This window comes from Bradyrhizobium sp. SZCCHNR2028 (assembly GCF_032380995.1).
GTDB lineage: Bacteria > Pseudomonadota > Alphaproteobacteria > Rhizobiales > Xanthobacteraceae > Bradyrhizobium.
The window spans coordinates 457,584-474,397 of the sequence record NZ_JAUHJF010000002.1; the positions used below are offsets into that span (position 1 = coordinate 457,584).

Below are 16,814 nucleotides of genomic sequence, written 5' to 3' on the forward strand. Positions count from 1 at the left end.
CGCCTGCACCTTGTGTGTCGGCGGCCTCTTTCTTTCGGGGGCGGGTCAGGTGCTGGCTCCGCAATCGGAGCCATGGGCGGTCGGTCCAGTCGCGCTCCTGGAAGCCGGCTTGAGCGGCCTCCGGCAATATTTCACCGCGATCGCGCGCGACCTGAGCCTCACCGCCGCGCGTGCTGCCAGCGCAGCAGCCGGCTCTCGGCCGCGCCCATCGCGAGCGCGGTCATGTAGCCGATGATTCCGAGCAGCATCACGCCGGCAAACAGATCCGCCGAGCGGAACGAGCGCGCCGACAGCAGCACCCATTGGCCGAGGCCGTCGAGACCGGCGAGCATCTCGCAGACGACGGCGAGGATCAGCGCGACCGTGAGGCTCAGCCGCATGCCGGCGAGGATGTCGGGTGCGGCCGATGGCAGCGCGATCTTGAAGATCACGGCGAGCCGCGACATGTGCAGCACCCGCGCGACTTCATAGAGTCGCGGCTCGACCGCGGCGAAGCCGTGGATCGTCCCGAGCAGCAGCGGCCACAGCGAGCCGAACGCGATCACGAACAGCGCCATGCCCTGGCTCAGTCCAAGAAAGGCGATGGCGACGGGAATGATCGCCGAGACCGGCAGCGGCCGCAGCAGCTCCAGCGTCGGCGCGACGTAGATGCGCATCGTCTTCGAGGAGCCGATCATGGCGCCGAGCGCGATGCCGGCGGCGGAGGCGAGCAGCCAGCCATAGGCCATATGCGTGAGGGTGCCCGTGAGCTTGGTCAGGAGATCGCCGCTGGTGAAGCCGCGCAGCAGCGCCGCCCAGGCGCGGTCGGGACTGGGAAGAAACACCGGTGATATCAGGCGCTGATCGGCGGCGAACTGCCACAGCACGATGATGCCGGCGGCGACGGCGAAGCTGGCGAGGCGCCAGGCGATGTCAGACCATTTCATGCCTGCTCTCCCATGGCAGCCGCACGTCCGAACAAGCTCCGCTGTGCAGCCATCAGCACGGTGTTGAGGGCGAAACCCGTGACGCCGATCCAGACGAGATAAGCGAGCATCAAGTCCGGCCGCAACGCCTGCTGCGCGGTCATGATGCCGGCGCCGAGGCCGAGCGGGTTGATCGCGATCTCCACCGTGACGGCGACGATCAGCGCGATGCCGGCGGCGAGCCGGAACGCCAGGAAGATACGGGGCAGGGCGGCGGGGATGACGATCTTCCTGATGCGATCGCGCTGCGTCAGCCGCAGCACGCGCGCCACCTCGAGCAGCCGCGGCTCGATGCCGCCCACCGCGGCACGCGTCACGATCAGCACCGGCCAGACGCAGGCAAAGGCGACGATCGCGATCTCCATGCGATAGCCGAAGCCGAGCGCGATCAGCGCGATCGGCAGCAGCGCCACTGAAGGAATGGGCCTGATCGCCTCGATCGTGACCTCCATCAGCCGGTTGAAGATAGGCGACAGGCCAAGCGCGATGCCCAGCACGAGGCCGATGGTGCCGCCGAGCGCGAGGCCGGCGAACACCGAGGCGAGCGTGTCGCGCGTCGCCGCCAGCAGCGAGCCGTCGGTCAGCGCGCCCAGCAAGGCGAGCGCGATCGCGCTCGGCGGCGCCAGCGAGTCGCTCTGCACGCCGGCGAGCCGCATCCAGGCCTCGAACACGAGCAGCGCCGCGAACGGCAGCAGGGCGGGCTTGACGCGATCCGGCATCGTCATTCGCTCGCCTTGATGAAGTCGAACAGCTCGCGCCGCAGCCGCAGGAACTCCGGATGCTCGCGCGTCGCCAACTGGTCGCGCGGCCGCGGCAGGTCGATCTGCATCGTGAGGCCGACGCGGCCGGGATGCGGCAGCAGGCCGACCACGCGGTCGCCGAGATAGATCGCTTCCTCCAGATCATGCGTGACGAACACGACGGTGGCGCCGGTCGCCGCCACCAGCGCCAGCATCTCGTCCTGCAGCCCCTGTCGCGTCATCGCGTCCAGCGCGCCGAACGGCTCATCCATCAGCAGCACCTTGGGATCCTGCGCGAGACAGCGCGCGATCTGCAGCCGCTGCTGCATGCCGCCGGACATCTCCGTCGGATATTTGGCCGCATGGCCGGCCAGCCCGACCTTGGCCAGCAGTTCGGCGATGCGTGTCTCGCGCTTGATGGCGGGCATGCCGATCGTCTCCAGCGCCAGCGAGATGTTCCCGGCGGCGGTGCGCCACGGCAGCAGCGCCTTGCCATAGTCCTGGAACACGACCGCGATCTCGCGCCGCGGCGCGCGCATCGCCTCGCCCTCGAAACGCACCGTGCCGCCGCTCGGCTGATAGAGGCCGGCGGCGAGCCGCAGCGCCGTGGTCTTGCCGCAGCCGGAGGCGCCGACCACGCACAGGATCTCGCCAGCTGCGACCTCCAGGCTGATCGTGTCGATGATCGTCTTGCCGCCGAGCACCAGCGCGACATCGTCGAAGGCGATCTGCGCGCGCACAGGCGAGGGAGATGATTGCACCAATGCGAGGGCAGGCTCTGCCATCTCAGGATCCCTTCGGATGCGGATAGACGATATCGACGGTCGAGCGCAGATGTGCCTCAAGCCGCGCTTGGGCCGCGGCGGCATTGCGCGCGAGCACGAGGTCGGCGAGCGTCTCGTGCTCCTTGATGAAGCCGCTGCCATCCTCGAAGCTGCGCATCATGACGCGGCGGTAGCGGTAGGCCTGGTCGTAGAGATCCGAATGAGCGGCGAGCAGGCGCCGTGATCCGCAGGCCCCCAGCAGCGCGGTGTGAAACGCCTTGTGCAAGCGATCGAACTCCGGAGCGCCTTCGCGGAACTCGCTCTGCATGCGCTGGATGTAGCGGCGCATCTGATGGAGCGCGGCGATGATGCCGGCCTCCCATTGGTCGTCGCCGCTCTGCATCGCCAGCCGCAGCGCCTCTTTTTCCACGACCGTGCGCATGCGCGTGATGTCAACGAGATCGTCGCGGCTGACCTCGGCCACGCGAAAGCCGCGCTGGCCGATGCCGACGATCAGGCCGCGCGACACCAGCCGGGACAGCCCTTCCCGGACCGGCGTCGGCCCGATCTCGTAGCGCTTGGCAAGCTCGACGATCCCAAGCCGCGAGCCGGGGGCGAGGACGCCGGCGACGATGTCGCGCTCGATCAGCGCGGCGGCGCGCTCGCTGAGCGTGTCGCTGCTCGGCGGCTCGGTCTGCGGGATCGGGTGTGGTGCCGTCATCAGTCGAGGATCAGCTTCTTGAGATCGAGCTTGCTCTGCAGCATCTTCTGCGCGGACATCACGTCGATCCACCAACCAAGCTGCTCGGGTTTCAGGACCGGCTCGGCGTAGTTGGGCGTCGTCAGCTTGACCAGCTCTAGCGGCTGCTTGGTGAACTTGGCGATCGCGGCCGAGGCCTTCTCCCGGTCGCTGTTGACGACCGGTGCCGCCTCGGCGATGGCCGCGCGGAATTTCCTGACGGTCTCCCGGTTCTTCTCCGCCCATTCGCGCGAGGCCGCATAGAAGATGATCGGCTCGGTGCGGGCGAGCTCGGCCGCGTAGTGCGCGCCCACCGTGCCGAGATTGGCATTGGTCATGCGCATCACGAAAGGCTCCGCCGTCAGCACCGCATCGACGCCGCCCGACTTGATGGTGTCGGCCATGGTCGGGAACGTCACTTCGACGAAGTTGATGCTCTTCGGATCGACGCCCTTCTCGACCAGCCATTTCACGAACAGCACCTGAAGGAACGCGCCGATGCCGGGGGCGCCCACCTTCTTGCCCTTGAAGTCCTGCGGCCCAGTGATGGTGATGCCGTTGCGCACGAAGGCGGCGACCGCATCGTTCGAGGTCTTGTTCATGATCGAGGCGCCGGAGACCGCGACGAGGTCGAGACCGCCATCGGCCGCCTGGAGGAACACCGTCGAGGTCGGCCCGCCGATCTGGATCGAATTGGAGAGGATGGCGGCGGGGATGTTCGAGTTGATCCCGATCAGCACCATCTCGGCGTCGAGCCCGTGCTTCTTGAAGAGACCCTCATCGACCGCGACCATCGCCGAGGCGCAGTCCGAGGTGGCGGTGCAGCCGATCTGGATCTTCTCGGCGCGTGTCGCAGATGTGAGCACAAGCGTGGCCAGCACCGATCCGAGCGCAGCACTGATGATCCGATGACGCATCCTTGACTCCTCCCCCGGGCGTCCGTCTCTCGGGCGCCTCTTGTTTATCGATATTTTCTATGTTTGTATATTTTCCGATAGAACACAAGGGGAGGCCAGCGTGAAACTTGCGACATTTCGAGCGGAAGGCGGGGAGCGGATCGGCGTCGTCCATGGCGGCGATTCCAAGCTTTTCGACCTCACCGCGGCCGCCGATCGCGCTGGCAAGAGCAATCCGGCGTTCGGCTCGATGCTGTCGTTGATCGATGCCGGCGAAGCTGCGCTCGACGCAGCACGCGCGCTGGTCGAGCGCCATGGCAGCGACGAAAGCCTCTCGCGCGACGTCGGCGGCACCGAGCTGCTGGCCCCGGTGCCGGAGCCGCGCCAGATGCGCGACGGCATGTTATTTCCGCTGCACATCCTGCAGGCGCCGCGCGGCCAGCGAAAGCTCGCGGCGCGGCAGCGCGGCGACGCGGAGGAGCTCGCGCGCATCGATGCCGAGCCGCTCGGCGAATTGCCCGAGGTCTATCGCAAGGTCCCGATCTTCTACATCACCAACCGCTTCAGCGTGCGTGGCCCCAACACGACGGTGAAATGGCCTGGTTACAGCAAGGTGATGGATTACGAGCTCGAGTTCGGCGTCATCACCAAGGGCAGGGGCAAGGACATTTCGGCGGCGAAGGCGCGCGACCACATTTTCGGCTTCACGATCTTCAACGACTTCTCCGCGCGCGACACGCAGCGCATCGAGATGGACGGCCGGCTCGGCCCCTCCAAAGGCAAGAGCTTTGACGGCGGCAACGTGATGGGGCCGTGGATCGTGACCCCGGACGAGATCGGCGATCCCTATCGCCTGAAGATGGAGGCGCGGGTCAACGGCGAGGTGCGCTCGCGCGGCGTCAGCGAGGGCATGCTGTTTTCGTTCGAGGAGCTGATCGCCTATATCAGCAAGGACGAGACTCTGATGCCGGGCGAGTTCATCGGCTCGGGCACCGTCGGCAATGGCTGTGGCCTGGAGCTCGGCTGGTATCTCGAACATGGCGACGTGATCGAGCTCGAGGTCGAGAAGATCGGCATCCTGAAGAACAAGGTCGAGCGGCAGGACGTCTGATCCTGCTGCCGACGACAACAACCAAGAACGATGACAAGAGAGGACCGCCCATGGCCCGCAGACTGATCGACATCTCCGTGCCCTTGCAGAACGACGTGCCGGCCGATCCGCCGGGAGCGCACCCGACCATCCAATACATTGATCACCAGCAAGGCCTGCCGCGGATGCTGCAGTTTTTCGACGGGCTGAAGGCCGAGGATCTGCCGGACGGGCAGGGCTGGGCGGTCGAGCAGGTCAATCTGTCGACCCACAACGGCACGCATCTCGATGCGCCCTGGCACTTTCATCCGACGATGAACCGCGGCGAGCGCGCCTGGACCATCGACGAGGTGCCGCTGGAGTGGTGTCTGCAGCCGGGCGTGAAGCTCGACTTCCGTCGTTTCCCGGACGGCTATGTGGTGACCGCGAGGGATGTCGAGGATGAGCTCAAGCGCATCGGCCACACGCTGTCGCCGCTCGAGATCGTCGTCGTCAATACCTCGGCCGGCGCGCGCTTCGGCCAGGCCAACTACGTCAACTCCGGCTGCGGCATGGGCTATGAGGCGACGATGTATCTGCTTGAGCGCGGCGTGCGCCTGACCGGTACCGACGGCTGGAGCTGGGACGCGCCGTTCGTGTTCACCGCGCAGAAATACGCCGAGACCCACGATGCCGCGCTGATCTGGGAAGGCCACAAGGCCGGCCGCCACATCGGCTATTGCCATCTGGAGAAGCTGCACAATCTGGAGCAACTGCCGTCGACGGGGTTCATGGTGTCGTGTTTCCCGGTCAAGATCGAGCGCGCCTCGGCCGGATGGACGCGGGCGGTGGCGATCATCGAGGGGTAGGGCGCCTAATCTCCGATTGAAGTCACGACATGGGTTCTGGCGCGTTTGATCTTCGCGTCATTCCGGGGCGGCGCGCGCAAGCGCGACGAGCCCGGAATCCATCGAGCCGCGCGACGTGCTGAAGGATGGATTCCGGGTTCGCGCTGCGCGCGCCCCGGAATGACCGAGGAGAGGACTCGGCAAAGCCAAAGAGGGAGCTCGTCGCGCGTCGTGGTGACAGTTGCGAGCCGACCTTGACTGCAAAATCAAGCCGCTCTCTCTCATCTCGCTTTAGCAACTACACGCCAGCATGACCTCGTTCCGCCGTAGCATCGGCAGGGTCCAGGGCGGATTGTAGAACGCGAGCAGCGGCGATCCGGTGACGGTCAGCCCCTTGCGCTGCGCGTAGTCACGCAGTTGGTGAGTTTTGTCAGCGATGATGCCGTCGGAGGTGGAGCCCGAAAAGGTGATCGCGACCATGCGCTGCGCAGACTGGGCCGTCAGCTTGATCCGGGCATCGGCCGGCGGCGGCAGAGTGTCGAGCGACCAGTTCGAGGGCATCACGAAGCTGATGCTCCAGCGGTCGCTGGCGACGCCATCGGCGGGCGCGATGGTGGCGCTGGCCTGCTGCTGCACCGGCGCGGTCATGGCGATCTTCGCCTTCGCCTGGTTAGCGCCGAAGATGTAGGCCCCGACAATGCGGAACCCTTCCTCGATGGCGGGCTTGCGCGCACCCTGCACCTCGGCCTGCGCGATGATCATCGGCGCATAGGCGCGGATCTCGAAGTCGCCGTCGCGCAAGACGACGTCGTATTTGGGTTGTTCGACCCGGCTCATGATCGGCCCCGCGGCGATGGCGCCGGCCAGCGCGAGCACGACGATGCCGGTGAGCCAGAGCAGCATGCGGCGTCTCCCGGGTGGTGTCGGCTCGGTCATGGCGGTTGCCGTTTGGGTGGTGGAAACACAGAAACGAAGCGCACGCGCCCCCGGATCAGCAGACCGGCCTCTACGATGCTAACAGATCTTATCGCCCTGCTGCAACCAATGCGCGCGGGCTCTATTGAGCAGATCCGCGAGAGCTGCAGGTTGCATCTCCCATCCGCCGCCAAGCGTGCCGTCGGCGCCCGCAAGCGATCGGGCGACTTTAACGAACCGCCCTTCCTTGTTGGAATTGCCCACGACGTCGTAGCCGATGAGCTGTTCTCTCGATCCCGGCGTGGGGGAGTACGGACGAAAGGCGTGCACGTCCTTCCATTTCAAGAGGCCGCTTCGGAACAGCGTATGCTGGGTGACGCCATCGGGAGTGAGGACCAAGCTGTCCGGACGAAAGATGCTCCACCCGACGAAGGGGATGCCGAGGCTGAAGAAGCCGATTCCGGCGTATCCGATGAGGTGATTGGCCTCAGGATCTTGGACCATGAAGAGGGCCGCCGCGAGCAGGGCGATACAGGCAAGTAACCCGAGCAGGGATTTTGACCGTGATGAATGGATCACGACCGGTGGCCGGTCAAGGCTCCCTTGCGTTGTGAATCCCTCCGCATCCGGTGGGCTGCACCGTGCTTAGATGTCGTATGCCTGGCGCATGTTGAAAAAATCTTAAGTAGGACCGGAACTTTCGGTGGACAGTCCTTGGCAGCCTCAGTCGAAATTTCTCTTTCGTTTTATCGGAAAATGTGCTTATATCGCTTATCCCGCCTCATTCAGAGGGGCGTACGCGTCGTCACGATACGTTGAGGCGGGGAGCGGTGGCCGCGGGTCTGTCAGGCGCTTTTGCGCAAGACGACTGTCAGCTCGCGGACGTTCAAGCCGTGTGGTCCTGGCGCCCCGATGCTGGCGCCAAGCCTGTTGCTGACCTGACGGGTTGCGCAGGTGACGGGGGCAAACAAGCCGGTCCCCGGGGAGAGCTCGGAGCAGACGTTCACCCATCGCGCAGGGAAGGCCGGGTCTGTCCGGCTGAACCTGTGGTTCCTGCCGCCTGCATTTTTTCCGCAGGCGGGCCTCGGGCCTCAGTCGAGGTCCGGCCTTCCCTGCGCCCTCGCGTTTCCGGCGAGGGTCTCGAGCATCGCTTCGGGCGTGTGTTGCGTCGCGAGAGCGACGGCGCGTGCGCATAGTGGCGCTGGCATACTGGATATGCTTATCAGTTGAGCGGGGCGCCGATGCTGGCGCGCCACCACCAACAAATCAGCCGGCCGCAACGGCTGATCCCAGGAGGAAACCCATGGCAGACACCTCACGCCGCGATCTTCTCGTCGCCGGCAGCGCCGCCGCAGCGGCTGCGATCATGACGGACACTTACCCTGCCGCGGCGCAGGCCGGGCCGAAGCCGATCTTCGCCGTGCCGGCGACCACCATTCCGATCGCCGGCGAGCAGGGCGTCTTCCCCGTCCGCCGCATCTACTGCATCGGCCGCAACTACGCGGCGCATGCCATCGAGCGCGGCTCCGATCCGAACCGCGAGCCGCCGTTCTTCTTCCAGAAGCCGACCGACGCGATCCAGAATGTCGCGATCGGCGAGGTCGCCGATCATCCCTATCCGTCGCTGACCAAGAACTATCATCACGAGGTCGAACTGGTCGCGGCGCTGAAATCCGGCGGCACCAACATTCCCGCCGAGTCCGCGCTCGATCATGTCTATGGCTACGCGCTCGGCCTCGACATGACCCGCCGTGACCTGCAGAACGGCATGGCCGCCGAGAAGAAGCCATGGGAGATCGGCAAGAGTTTTGATCATGCCGCTGTGCTCGGCCCGATCCATCCGGTGGCGAAGGTCGGCCACTTCACCAAGGGCGCGATCTCGCTCGCGGTCAACGGCACGGTCCGGCAGAACTCCGACCTGACCAAGATGATCTGGAACGTCGCCGAGCAGATCGCGAAACTGTCCGAGGCGTTCGAGCTGAAGGCCGGCGACATCATCTATTCCGGCACGCCGGAGAATGTCGGCCCGGTCGTCAAGGGCGACGTGCTCTTGTGCAAGCTCGAGGGCCTGCCGGATATGTCGATCAAGATCGTTTGAGTGGAGGGGCTGGATCACACGTCGTGTGCAGCATGTTAACGCTGCCGATCGGAACGGAAGTCGCCGCCGCAATGCCGGTACGCTCCTTCTCCCCGCACGCGGGGAGAGGCGAGCAGCGAGCGTCGCTACGCGCGCTATCCAACAAGCGCGGCAGCCGCAGCCATCCCTCCGGATGCTGCGACTGCCGCCGTGGCGCTCGCGGCGCCGCGCCTCTCATCGCCTGCCGGACGGGAACTATCGTTGTTCCCGCGCAAACAGGCGCTGCCACCCGTTCGCAAGTTTGTGGCCCGACAAAGAGCCGCCGGGCACCGCCGCCTATCGTTGCCCTGCATCAGCCGAGCGAACGAGGGCAGCCGTGGCCATCACCATCGAGATCGATCACGCCAAGACGAGGCGCATGGCGCAGGGCCAAGGCCAAAGCAAGGGCCAGGGTCAGGCCCGCGGCCCGGCACGGTCGTTGCGCAGCGCTGGCGGCCCGGTGGTTCCGCAGGGCGTCAAGGGGCCAATCCGGCGGCTGAAATGGCTGATTCTCGTTCTGACGCTCGCCGTCTACTACATCACGCCGTTCGTGCGCTGGAACCGCGGGCCGAATGCGCCGGGCCAAGCCGTGCTGCTCGATTTCGCCCACGGAAAGCTCTATCTTGGCCCCGCCGAGATCTGGCCGCAGGATCTCTATCTCATCACCGCGGCGATGCTGCTGGCGACCTTCATCCTCGTCCTGGTCAACGCGCTGGCCGGCCGCCTGTGGTGCGGCTTCGCCTGTCCGCAGACGGTGTGGACCGACCTGTTCCTGCTGGTCGAGCGCCTCGTCGAGGGCGACCGCCGGCAGCGGCTGAAGAACGTCGGCGCGCCGCTGACGGCGCGGCGAATCGCGCAGATCGCCACCAAGCACGCGCTGTGGATGGCGATCGCGCTCGGCACCGGCGGCACCCTGATCTTCTACTTCACCGACGCGCCGGAGTTGCTGCGCGATCTCGTCCATGGCGAGATGTCGGCGACCGCGCTGACCTGGACCTTGGTGTTCGCCGGCACGACCTATGGCCTCGCCGGTTTCGCGCGCGAGCAGGTCTGCACCTTCATGTGCCCGTGGCCGCGTCTGCAGGGCGCGATCTGGGATCCAGAAGCCTTCACGGTGAACTATCGCGATTATCGCGGCGAGACCCGGATGTCGGCGAAAAAGGCCGCCGAGGCGCGATCGCAGGGGTTGCCGGCCGGCGATTGCGTCGATTGTGGCGCCTGCGTCGCGGTCTGCCCGATCGGCATCGACATCCGCCAGGGGCCGAGCTTCGCCTGCATCAATTGCGGCCTCTGCGTCGATGCCTGCGACGGCGTGATGGCCAAGCTCGACCGTCCGCGCGGCCTGATCGACTACGAGAGCTGGCGCAACATCGAGCGTGGCCGTGTCGGCGAGCCGCGTGTCTCACGGCTGGCGCGGCCGAAGACGATCGGGCTCGCGCTCGCCTGCGTCGCTGTGGCCGGCGTGATCGCTGTTTCGTTCGTCACGAAGACCACCGCCGTGCTGTCGGTGCAGCACGATCGCGATCCGATGTCGGTGCGGCTGTCGGATGGCTCGGTGCGCAACGGCTACACGGTGAAGCTGCTCAACAAGTCGTCCGCCGTGCAGAGCTTCAAGCTCGGCATCAGCGGCATCGATGCGGCGCTCGCCATTGTCGGTCATGCGGCGGCGGATGCGATCGAGGTCGAGCCGGACGGCTCGGAGGCGCTGCGGGTGACGCTGACCATGCCCGAGTCTGTGGATGCCGATGTGACCTTCCAGGCGGTCGATGCGAGCGGGCAGGTCGTGCTGACCGCGCACGACCGCTTCGTCAACCGGTAGAGGAGGGCTCAGAGATACGCCTTCGGCAGCAGCATGTGGATGCCCTTGTTGCCGTCCACCAGCTGGGTGACGCGCAGATTGCCGGCCAGCGAGCACAGCATGTAGGCCTGGTTGCGCGACAGGTTGGTGCGGGCGCAGACGTGCTTGACCATCTCGCGCACCGCCTGCTTGGCGGCGTCGTCGAGATCCTCGTCGAGGCCGATCGACATCAGGTGGGTGGCGTTCTCGGCGAACGGCCAGGTGATGTCCATGTCCTTGCGCACGGTGAGGCGGAAGGTGCCGGCGACGCCGGTCTCGAGCGCGGTGATGCAAAACTCGCCGTCCGCCGTGATCGGCCGCTATGCCTCGGTGCGCTACGGGCGCTGACTGATCCTGCTTCTTCTGGCGTGGTCATCGGCCGGATCGCTCCGGCCAATGATCTGGTGATTGCTGCAAGCTCACGTCGCGAGCTGATTGCCGATCGGCAATGCGCGCAGGCGCTTGCCGGTGGCGGCAAAGATCGCGTTGGCGAGCGCCGGCGCGAATGGCGGCACGCCCGGCTCGCCGACGCCGCTCGGCGGCGTGTCGGGATCAACGGGCACGATGTGCACGTTGGTGACCAGCGGCGCCTCGTCGATTCGGACCACCGGATGGTCGTCGAAGTTGCGCTGCTGCACCCGGCCATTCTTGAAGCTGATCTCGCCATATTTGGCGAGGCTCAGCCCCATGATCGCGGCGCCTTCGAGCTGCGAGGCGATGCGCTCGGGGTTGACGAAGGTGCCGCAGTCGATCGCGGTGTCGACCTGATGCACCACGAGCTTGCCCTTGTCGTCGACCGACACCTCCACGATGGTGGCGATGTAGCTGACGAAGCTGCGATGCGCGGCGATGCCGAGGCCGTGGCCCTTGGGCACCGAGCGGCCCCAATTGCCCTTCTCGGCCACGAACTCGACGACGCGGCGCAGCCGGCCGGTGTCGATCGGATAGCTCTCGTAGGGCTCGCCGTAGTTCCAGAGATCCTTCACCGAGGCGAGCTTCAGGACGCGCGGAGTGCCGATCAGATCGAGCAGCGTGTCCTTCTGGTCGCGGCCGGTCGCGTGCGCGATCTCGCCGACCATCGACTGCACGGCGAAGGCGCGCGGGATGTTGGAGACCGAGCGGAACCAGCCGATGCGGGTCATCGCCTTGGCGGCGGGATTCTCACATTGGATGTTGGCGATCTCGAACGGCATGTCGACGAGGCCCATGCCGAGCTCGAACGGCGCGGCATGATCGGCGCCCGCCGCGAAGGTCGACAGGATGGTTGGCGCGGCGCTGCGGTGGCGCCAGGCCACCACCTTGCCGCTCTTGTCGAGCCCGGCTTCGATGCGCTCCACCGACACGGTGTGCAGGAAATCGTGATGGAGGTCGTCATCGCGCGTCCACTGCACCTTGACCGGTGCGCCCAGCGTCTTCGACAGCAGGGCAGCCTCGAGCGCGAAGTCGCATTTGGACTTCCGCCCGAACCCGCCGCCGAGCAGGGTGACGTTGACGGTCACGTTCTCCGGCGGGATCTGCAGCGTCTTGGCGACATCCTCGTGCGTGCCGCCGGGGCTCTGCACAGGCGCCCAGATCTCGGCCTTGTCGCCCTTGACGTCGGCGACCGCGACCGGCGGCTCCATGCTGGCATGGGCGAAATGCGGCAGATAGTACTCGCCGGTGATCACCTTGTCGGCCGACTTCAGCGCGGCCTCGACGTCGCCTTCCTCGCGTACGACGAGGCCCGGCTGGCGCGCGGCGGCCTCGAGCTCGGCCCGATAGGCGACAGAGTCGTAGCTCGCATTGGCGCCGTCGTCCCACTCGATCTTGAGCACGTCGCGGCCCTTGATCGCGGCGCCGGTGTTGCGCGCGATCACGGCGACGCCGCCAAGCGGCTGGAACTTCGACGGCCAGGGCCAGCCCTTGACCTCGATCACCTGCTCGACGCCGGGCACCTTCAGCGCCTCGGCCGGATCGAACGACTTGACCTTGCCGCCGGTCACCGGCGGCCGGGCGATGACCGCGTATTTCATGCCGGGCAGGCGGACGTCGGCGCCATAGCGCGCCTTGCCGACGGTGATGTCGTGCAGATCGACGATACTGACCTGGCCCTTGCCGAGATAACGGAAGTCCTTCGGCGACTTCAGCTGCACGGTGTCGACCGCAGGGACCGGCAGATTGGCTGCATCGGCCGCGAGCTCGCCGAAGCCGAGGCGGCGGCCGCTGGCGCTGTGCACGACCTCATGATTGACGGCTTTCACTTCGCTCGGCGGCACGCCGAGGCGCTTGGCCGCCGCGGCTTCGAGCATCGCCCGCGCCATGGCGCCGATCTGTCGCATCGGCAGCAGATAGTGCCGCGTGCTGCGCGAACCGTCGGTATCCTGGTTGCCGAACTTCACCTCGTCGCCGGGAGCCTGCACGACGCGCACGCGCGACCAGTCGGCTTCCATTTCCTCCGCCACGATCAGTGGCAGGCTGGTACGCACGCCCGTGCCCATCTCGGAGCGGTGGGCGAGGATCGACACGATGCCGTCGGGGGCGATCGAAACGAAAACCTTGGGATCGACCACGGTGCCGTGCGGCATCTTGCCGGCGCCGGTTTCATAGGCGGCAAACGCCGGGCGCGACAGCAAGGGAGCCGCGAGCACGAACCCGCCGGCGAGGCCCAGCGTCTGCAGGATGGTACGGCGCGAGACGTTCTCGACCTTGAGATGCCGCTCGAAGCCGCGGCGAGACGCGGACTTTGCGATGTCGGGATTTGCGATGATGCTCATGATCACACCCCCGTCGAGGCCAGATGGACCGCATTCTCGATGCGCTGATAGCAGCCGCAGCGGCAGATGTTGCCGGCCATCGCATCCCTGATCTGGTCATGCGACGGCTTGGGATTCTCGTTCAAGAGTGCGGCCGCCTGCATGATCTGCCCGGCCTGGCAGAAGCCGCATTGCGGCACGTTGACCTGCCGCCACGCCTTCTGCACCGGATGATCTCCAGTCGGATGCAGACCTTCGATGGTGGTGACCTCCCGTCCCGCGACATCCGACACTGCGGTGATGCAGGCGCGCGCCGCTTCCTTGTCGACTATCACGGTGCAGGCGCCGCACAGCGCTGCGCCGCACCCATATTTCGTTCCGGTCAAACCCAGCTCGTCGCGCAGATACCACAGCAGCGGCAGGCTCGGATCGCCATCCCAGCTCTGCTCCTGTCCGTTGATTTTCACCTTGATCATGTTCGCCCTCGCTCTGTCGGACCAATGGTCGCTGTTCTGATCGTTGGTGGACGCGCGCGGGACCACATGTCCTTACGTGCACGCGCCGGATCAATCGAGAGTTGTCGGAAAACGACTAATGATAGCAGACCGGGACAGGCATCGGTCTACACAGGCGCGTGTGTTGTCAGAGCAGACGAGCGCTGCGCGTGCAGCCCGCTGCAACGCAGATGCGGAACAATGGGCGATGCGCCGACAACAATGGCGGCCGCCAGACCAAAACGACGACAAAAAAAGAATGCCTCGCCAGCGTGGGGCAGGCGAGGCACCAAGTCTTCAGGAAGGAACGCTTCAGTTGGTACGCTTGGTACGTGGCGGCCGTCAGGCCGCCTTTGCTTTCGCCACGTGGGTGGCAATCGCATCCATCAGGGCCGGCGACAGGCAGTCATAGGGCTCGAGCCCCAGCTCCTTCAATCGCGCCCGAATCTCGCCCATCTGTTCCGGCTTCACGCCCGACTCGATCACCGAGGAGACGAAGGCCGCAAAGCCCGGCGCGGCCGAACCCTGCTCCTGGAACAGCTCGGGGTGAATGAAGTCGAGGCCGTAGAACGGGTGGCCCGTGTTCTCGATGCGGCCATACATATGCGTGCCGCAGCCCGTGCAGGCGTAGCGCTGGATGACGGCGGAGGGATCGACGATCTTGAGCTTGTCGCCGTTCTCCAGCACCGTGACGTTCTGCCGCGGCACCACTGCAACGACCGAGAAGGTCGCGCCGGAGGGCTTCCAGCATTTGGTGCAGCCGCACGCGTGGTTATGCGCGACATCGCCCTTGATGCCGACCTTGACCGGCCGGTCGTGGCATTTGCAGACCAGCGTGCCGCCGGCGAAATGGCCGCTTCCTTGTTTGACGCCGTTATCGACGGACGGATGGATGTGGACAGTCATGGCGCAATCCTCCTCAGTTTTGCGTGCTTGGGGTCAGAACACGACGACGGAACGGATCGATTTGCCCTCATGCATCAGGTCGAAGCCCTTGTTGATGTCTTCGAGCTTGAGCGTGTGGGTGATCATCGGGTCGATTTCGATCTTCCCGTTCATGTACCAGTCGACGATCTTGGGAACGTCGGTGCGCCCGCGCGCGCCGCCGAACGCCGTGCCCTTCCAGACGCGTCCGGTGACGAGCTGGAACGGGCGGGTCGCGATCTCCTTGCCGGCTTCGGCGACACCGATGATGATCGATTCGCCCCAGCCGCGATGGCAGGCTTCCAGCGCCTGGCGCATCACCGTGGTATTGCCGGTGCAGTCGAAGGTGTAGTCGGCACCGCCATCCGTCAGCGCAACCAGATGCTGGACGATGTCGCCGGTCACCTTCTTCGGGTTGACGAAGTGGGTCATGCCGAAGCGGCGCCCCCATTCCTCCTTGCTGTCATTGACGTCGACGCCGACGATCTTGTCGGCGCCCGCCATCCGCGCGCCCTGGAGCACGTTGAGGCCGATGCCGCCGAGGCCGAAGACGATGACGTTCGAGCCGGGCGTGACCTTGGCCGTATTAACGACTGCGCCGACGCCCGTGGTGACGCCGCAGCCGATATAGCAGCTCTTGTCGAAGGGCGCGTCCTCGCGAATCTTCGCGACCGCGATCTCCGGCAGCACGGTGAAGTTGGAGAAGGTCGAGCAGCCCATGTAGTGGTAGATGGCCTGGCCCTTGTAGCTGAAGCGCGACGTGCCGTCGGGCATCAGGCCCTTGCCCTGCGTGGCGCGGATCGCGGTGCAGAGATTGGTCTTGCGGCTGAGGCAGCTCTTGCACTGGCGGCATTCCGGTGTGTAGAGCGGAATGACGTGATCGCCGGGCTTGACCGAGGTCACGCCAGGGCCGACCTCGCGCACGATGCCGGCGCCCTCATGGCCGAGGATCGAGGGGAAGATGCCCTCGCTGTCGAAACCGTCGAGCGTGTAGGCATCGGTGTGGCAGATGCCGGTGGCCTTGATCTCGACCAGTACCTCGCCGGCCTTCGGCCCTTCGAGGTCGACCTCGACGATCTCCAGCGGCTTCTTGGCTTCGAAAGCGACCGCGGCGCGCGTCTTCATGTCTCAAACTCCTCTTTCATTCTCTTGAGCCCGCGACGCTGCCCAGGGAAACTGTTCAGGCGCGGTCCCCGTCGTCAGTCATTTCTTGCCCATGCAGGAGTTCTCCGCTTCCGTATAGGCTGGCGGTTTGTCCTCGTGCTTGGCCGGGCGAACGCGTCCCACCGCGTCATTGCCGCGGGCGCGCAGGTAGATGTAGAGGTCGTCCATGTAGCAGGCCACGTTCGGATTGTCGCCGAAAGCCGGCATGACGTTCTCCTGGGACGTGCTGACATTCTTGCGGCCGCTGGCGATGACACCGATGAAATCGCCGTAGCTCATGGTCTTGACCGAGTCCTTCAGCGCAGGCGCATAAGTCGATCCCATGCCGTCGGGCCCGTGGCAGACGTGGCATTCGGAATGATAGCGGCGGTATCCGGAGTAGGTGTACCAGTCGACCGATCCGTCGGCGCCCACCTTGTAGGTCGGATTGCCATCCTTATCGAAGTACTTCCCGTCCTCGGACTTGACGGCCGCAGGATCTCCCGGACTTTCCGCCCAGGCATTTTCGGCGACAGTCATCCCGCCGGTTGCCAGGATCAGAGCCGTGGCGACCGCAAAACAGATTCTACGCAAGGGCGTCTTCCCTCAATTTTCTGGGGCAGGCGAACCGG

The 16,814-nt window shown here is 65.8% G+C and carries 16 protein-coding genes and 1 pseudogene; 4 read left to right on the plus strand and 13 right to left on the minus strand.

The genetic code is table 11. The features are described 5' to 3' along the window. Window positions 1-158 precede the first annotated feature (158 nt). From QX121_RS05240 to QX121_RS05260, 5 genes are read right to left on the minus strand one after another with little or no spacing between them, the layout of a single operon-like run. Entirely contained in the window at window positions 159-926 is a 768-nt protein-coding gene (locus tag QX121_RS05240) for an ABC transporter permease (RefSeq protein WP_315811354.1), read from the minus strand. Continuing rightward, the gene (locus tag QX121_RS05245; protein ID WP_315811355.1) at window positions 923-1,690 is read right to left on the minus strand and encodes an ABC transporter permease; all 768 of its coding nucleotides are present in this window, start codon (window positions 1,688-1,690) and stop codon (window positions 923-925) included. The genes QX121_RS05240 and QX121_RS05245 overlap by 4 nt, the downstream gene beginning before the upstream one ends. Further along, window positions 1,687-2,490, minus strand: a complete 804-nt coding sequence (locus tag QX121_RS05250; RefSeq protein WP_315736991.1) for an ABC transporter ATP-binding protein — start codon at window positions 2,488-2,490, stop codon at window positions 1,687-1,689. The genes QX121_RS05245 and QX121_RS05250 overlap by 4 nt, the downstream gene beginning before the upstream one ends. A 1-nt stretch (window position 2,491) precedes the next feature. Then, window positions 2,492-3,190, minus strand: coding sequence for a GntR family transcriptional regulator (locus QX121_RS05255; protein ID WP_315736992.1), 699 nt, complete (start codon window positions 3,188-3,190; stop codon window positions 2,492-2,494). Continuing rightward, window positions 3,190-4,125 carry an ABC transporter substrate-binding protein gene (locus QX121_RS05260; protein WP_315811356.1) on the minus strand — a complete coding sequence of 312 codons (936 nt, stop codon included), beginning with the start codon at window positions 4,123-4,125 and terminating at the stop codon, window positions 3,190-3,192. The genes QX121_RS05255 and QX121_RS05260 overlap by 1 nt, the downstream gene beginning before the upstream one ends. A 100-nt stretch (window positions 4,126-4,225) precedes the next feature. On the opposite strand from QX121_RS05260, the gene QX121_RS05265 reads away from it, so the two are divergent. Then, window positions 4,226-5,215, plus strand: a complete 990-nt coding sequence (locus QX121_RS05265) for a fumarylacetoacetate hydrolase family protein (RefSeq protein ID WP_315811357.1) — start codon at window positions 4,226-4,228, stop codon at window positions 5,213-5,215. Between the two features lie 50 nt (window positions 5,216-5,265). Further along, the gene (locus tag QX121_RS05270) at window positions 5,266-6,042 is read left to right on the plus strand and encodes a cyclase family protein (RefSeq protein WP_315778590.1); all 777 of its coding nucleotides are present in this window, start codon (window positions 5,266-5,268) and stop codon (window positions 6,040-6,042) included. Window positions 6,043-6,312: 270 nt separating this feature from the next. Here QX121_RS05270 and QX121_RS05275 read toward each other — a convergent pair whose 3' ends face one another. Then, window positions 6,313-6,924: a heme-binding protein gene (locus QX121_RS05275; RefSeq protein WP_315811358.1), complete on the minus strand. Its 612-nt coding sequence runs from the start codon at window positions 6,922-6,924 to the stop codon at window positions 6,313-6,315. A 111-nt stretch (window positions 6,925-7,035) separates the two neighbouring features. Beyond that, window positions 7,036-7,515, minus strand: a complete 480-nt coding sequence (locus QX121_RS05280) for an STM3941 family protein (RefSeq protein ID WP_315811359.1) — start codon at window positions 7,513-7,515, stop codon at window positions 7,036-7,038. Between the two features lie 724 nt (window positions 7,516-8,239). Here QX121_RS05280 and QX121_RS05285 point away from each other — a divergent pair. Together QX121_RS05285 and ccoG are read left to right on the plus strand one after the other, a co-directional pair. After that, window positions 8,240-9,034, plus strand: a complete 795-nt coding sequence (locus tag QX121_RS05285; RefSeq protein WP_315811360.1) for a fumarylacetoacetate hydrolase family protein — start codon at window positions 8,240-8,242, stop codon at window positions 9,032-9,034. 355 nt (window positions 9,035-9,389) lie between these two features. Then, window positions 9,390-10,871 carry a cytochrome c oxidase accessory protein CcoG gene (gene ccoG / locus QX121_RS05290; protein ID WP_315811361.1) on the plus strand — a complete coding sequence of 494 codons (1,482 nt, stop codon included), beginning with the start codon at window positions 9,390-9,392 and terminating at the stop codon, window positions 10,869-10,871. Window positions 10,872-10,879: 8 nt separating this feature from the next. On the opposite strand, the pseudogene QX121_RS05295 reads toward ccoG, so the two are convergent. From QX121_RS05295 to QX121_RS05320, 6 genes and pseudogenes are all read right to left on the minus strand, one after another. Next, window positions 10,880-11,203: pseudogene (locus QX121_RS05295) on the minus strand (amidase); the annotation flags it as partial. Window positions 11,204-11,308: 105 nt separating this feature from the next. Next, window positions 11,309-13,642: a xanthine dehydrogenase family protein molybdopterin-binding subunit gene (locus QX121_RS05300; RefSeq protein WP_315811362.1), complete on the minus strand. Its 2,334-nt coding sequence runs from the start codon at window positions 13,640-13,642 to the stop codon at window positions 11,309-11,311. Between the two features lie 2 nt (window positions 13,643-13,644). Next, window positions 13,645-14,097 carry a (2Fe-2S)-binding protein gene (locus QX121_RS05305; RefSeq protein ID WP_315741262.1) on the minus strand — a complete coding sequence of 151 codons (453 nt, stop codon included), beginning with the start codon at window positions 14,095-14,097 and terminating at the stop codon, window positions 13,645-13,647. A gap of 360 nt (window positions 14,098-14,457) precedes the next feature. Then, window positions 14,458-15,021: an S-(hydroxymethyl)glutathione synthase gene (gene gfa / locus QX121_RS05310; RefSeq protein ID WP_315713222.1), complete on the minus strand. Its 564-nt coding sequence runs from the start codon at window positions 15,019-15,021 to the stop codon at window positions 14,458-14,460. Between the two features lie 33 nt (window positions 15,022-15,054). Next, window positions 15,055-16,164, minus strand: a complete 1,110-nt coding sequence (locus QX121_RS05315) for an S-(hydroxymethyl)glutathione dehydrogenase/class III alcohol dehydrogenase (RefSeq protein WP_315756267.1) — start codon at window positions 16,162-16,164, stop codon at window positions 15,055-15,057. Window positions 16,165-16,242: 78 nt separating this feature from the next. Next, complete coding sequence (locus tag QX121_RS05320) at window positions 16,243-16,722, minus strand: c-type cytochrome, methanol metabolism-related (protein ID WP_315713645.1); 480 nt, start codon at window positions 16,720-16,722, stop codon at window positions 16,243-16,245. Between the last annotated feature and the right edge of the window lie 92 nt (window positions 16,723-16,814).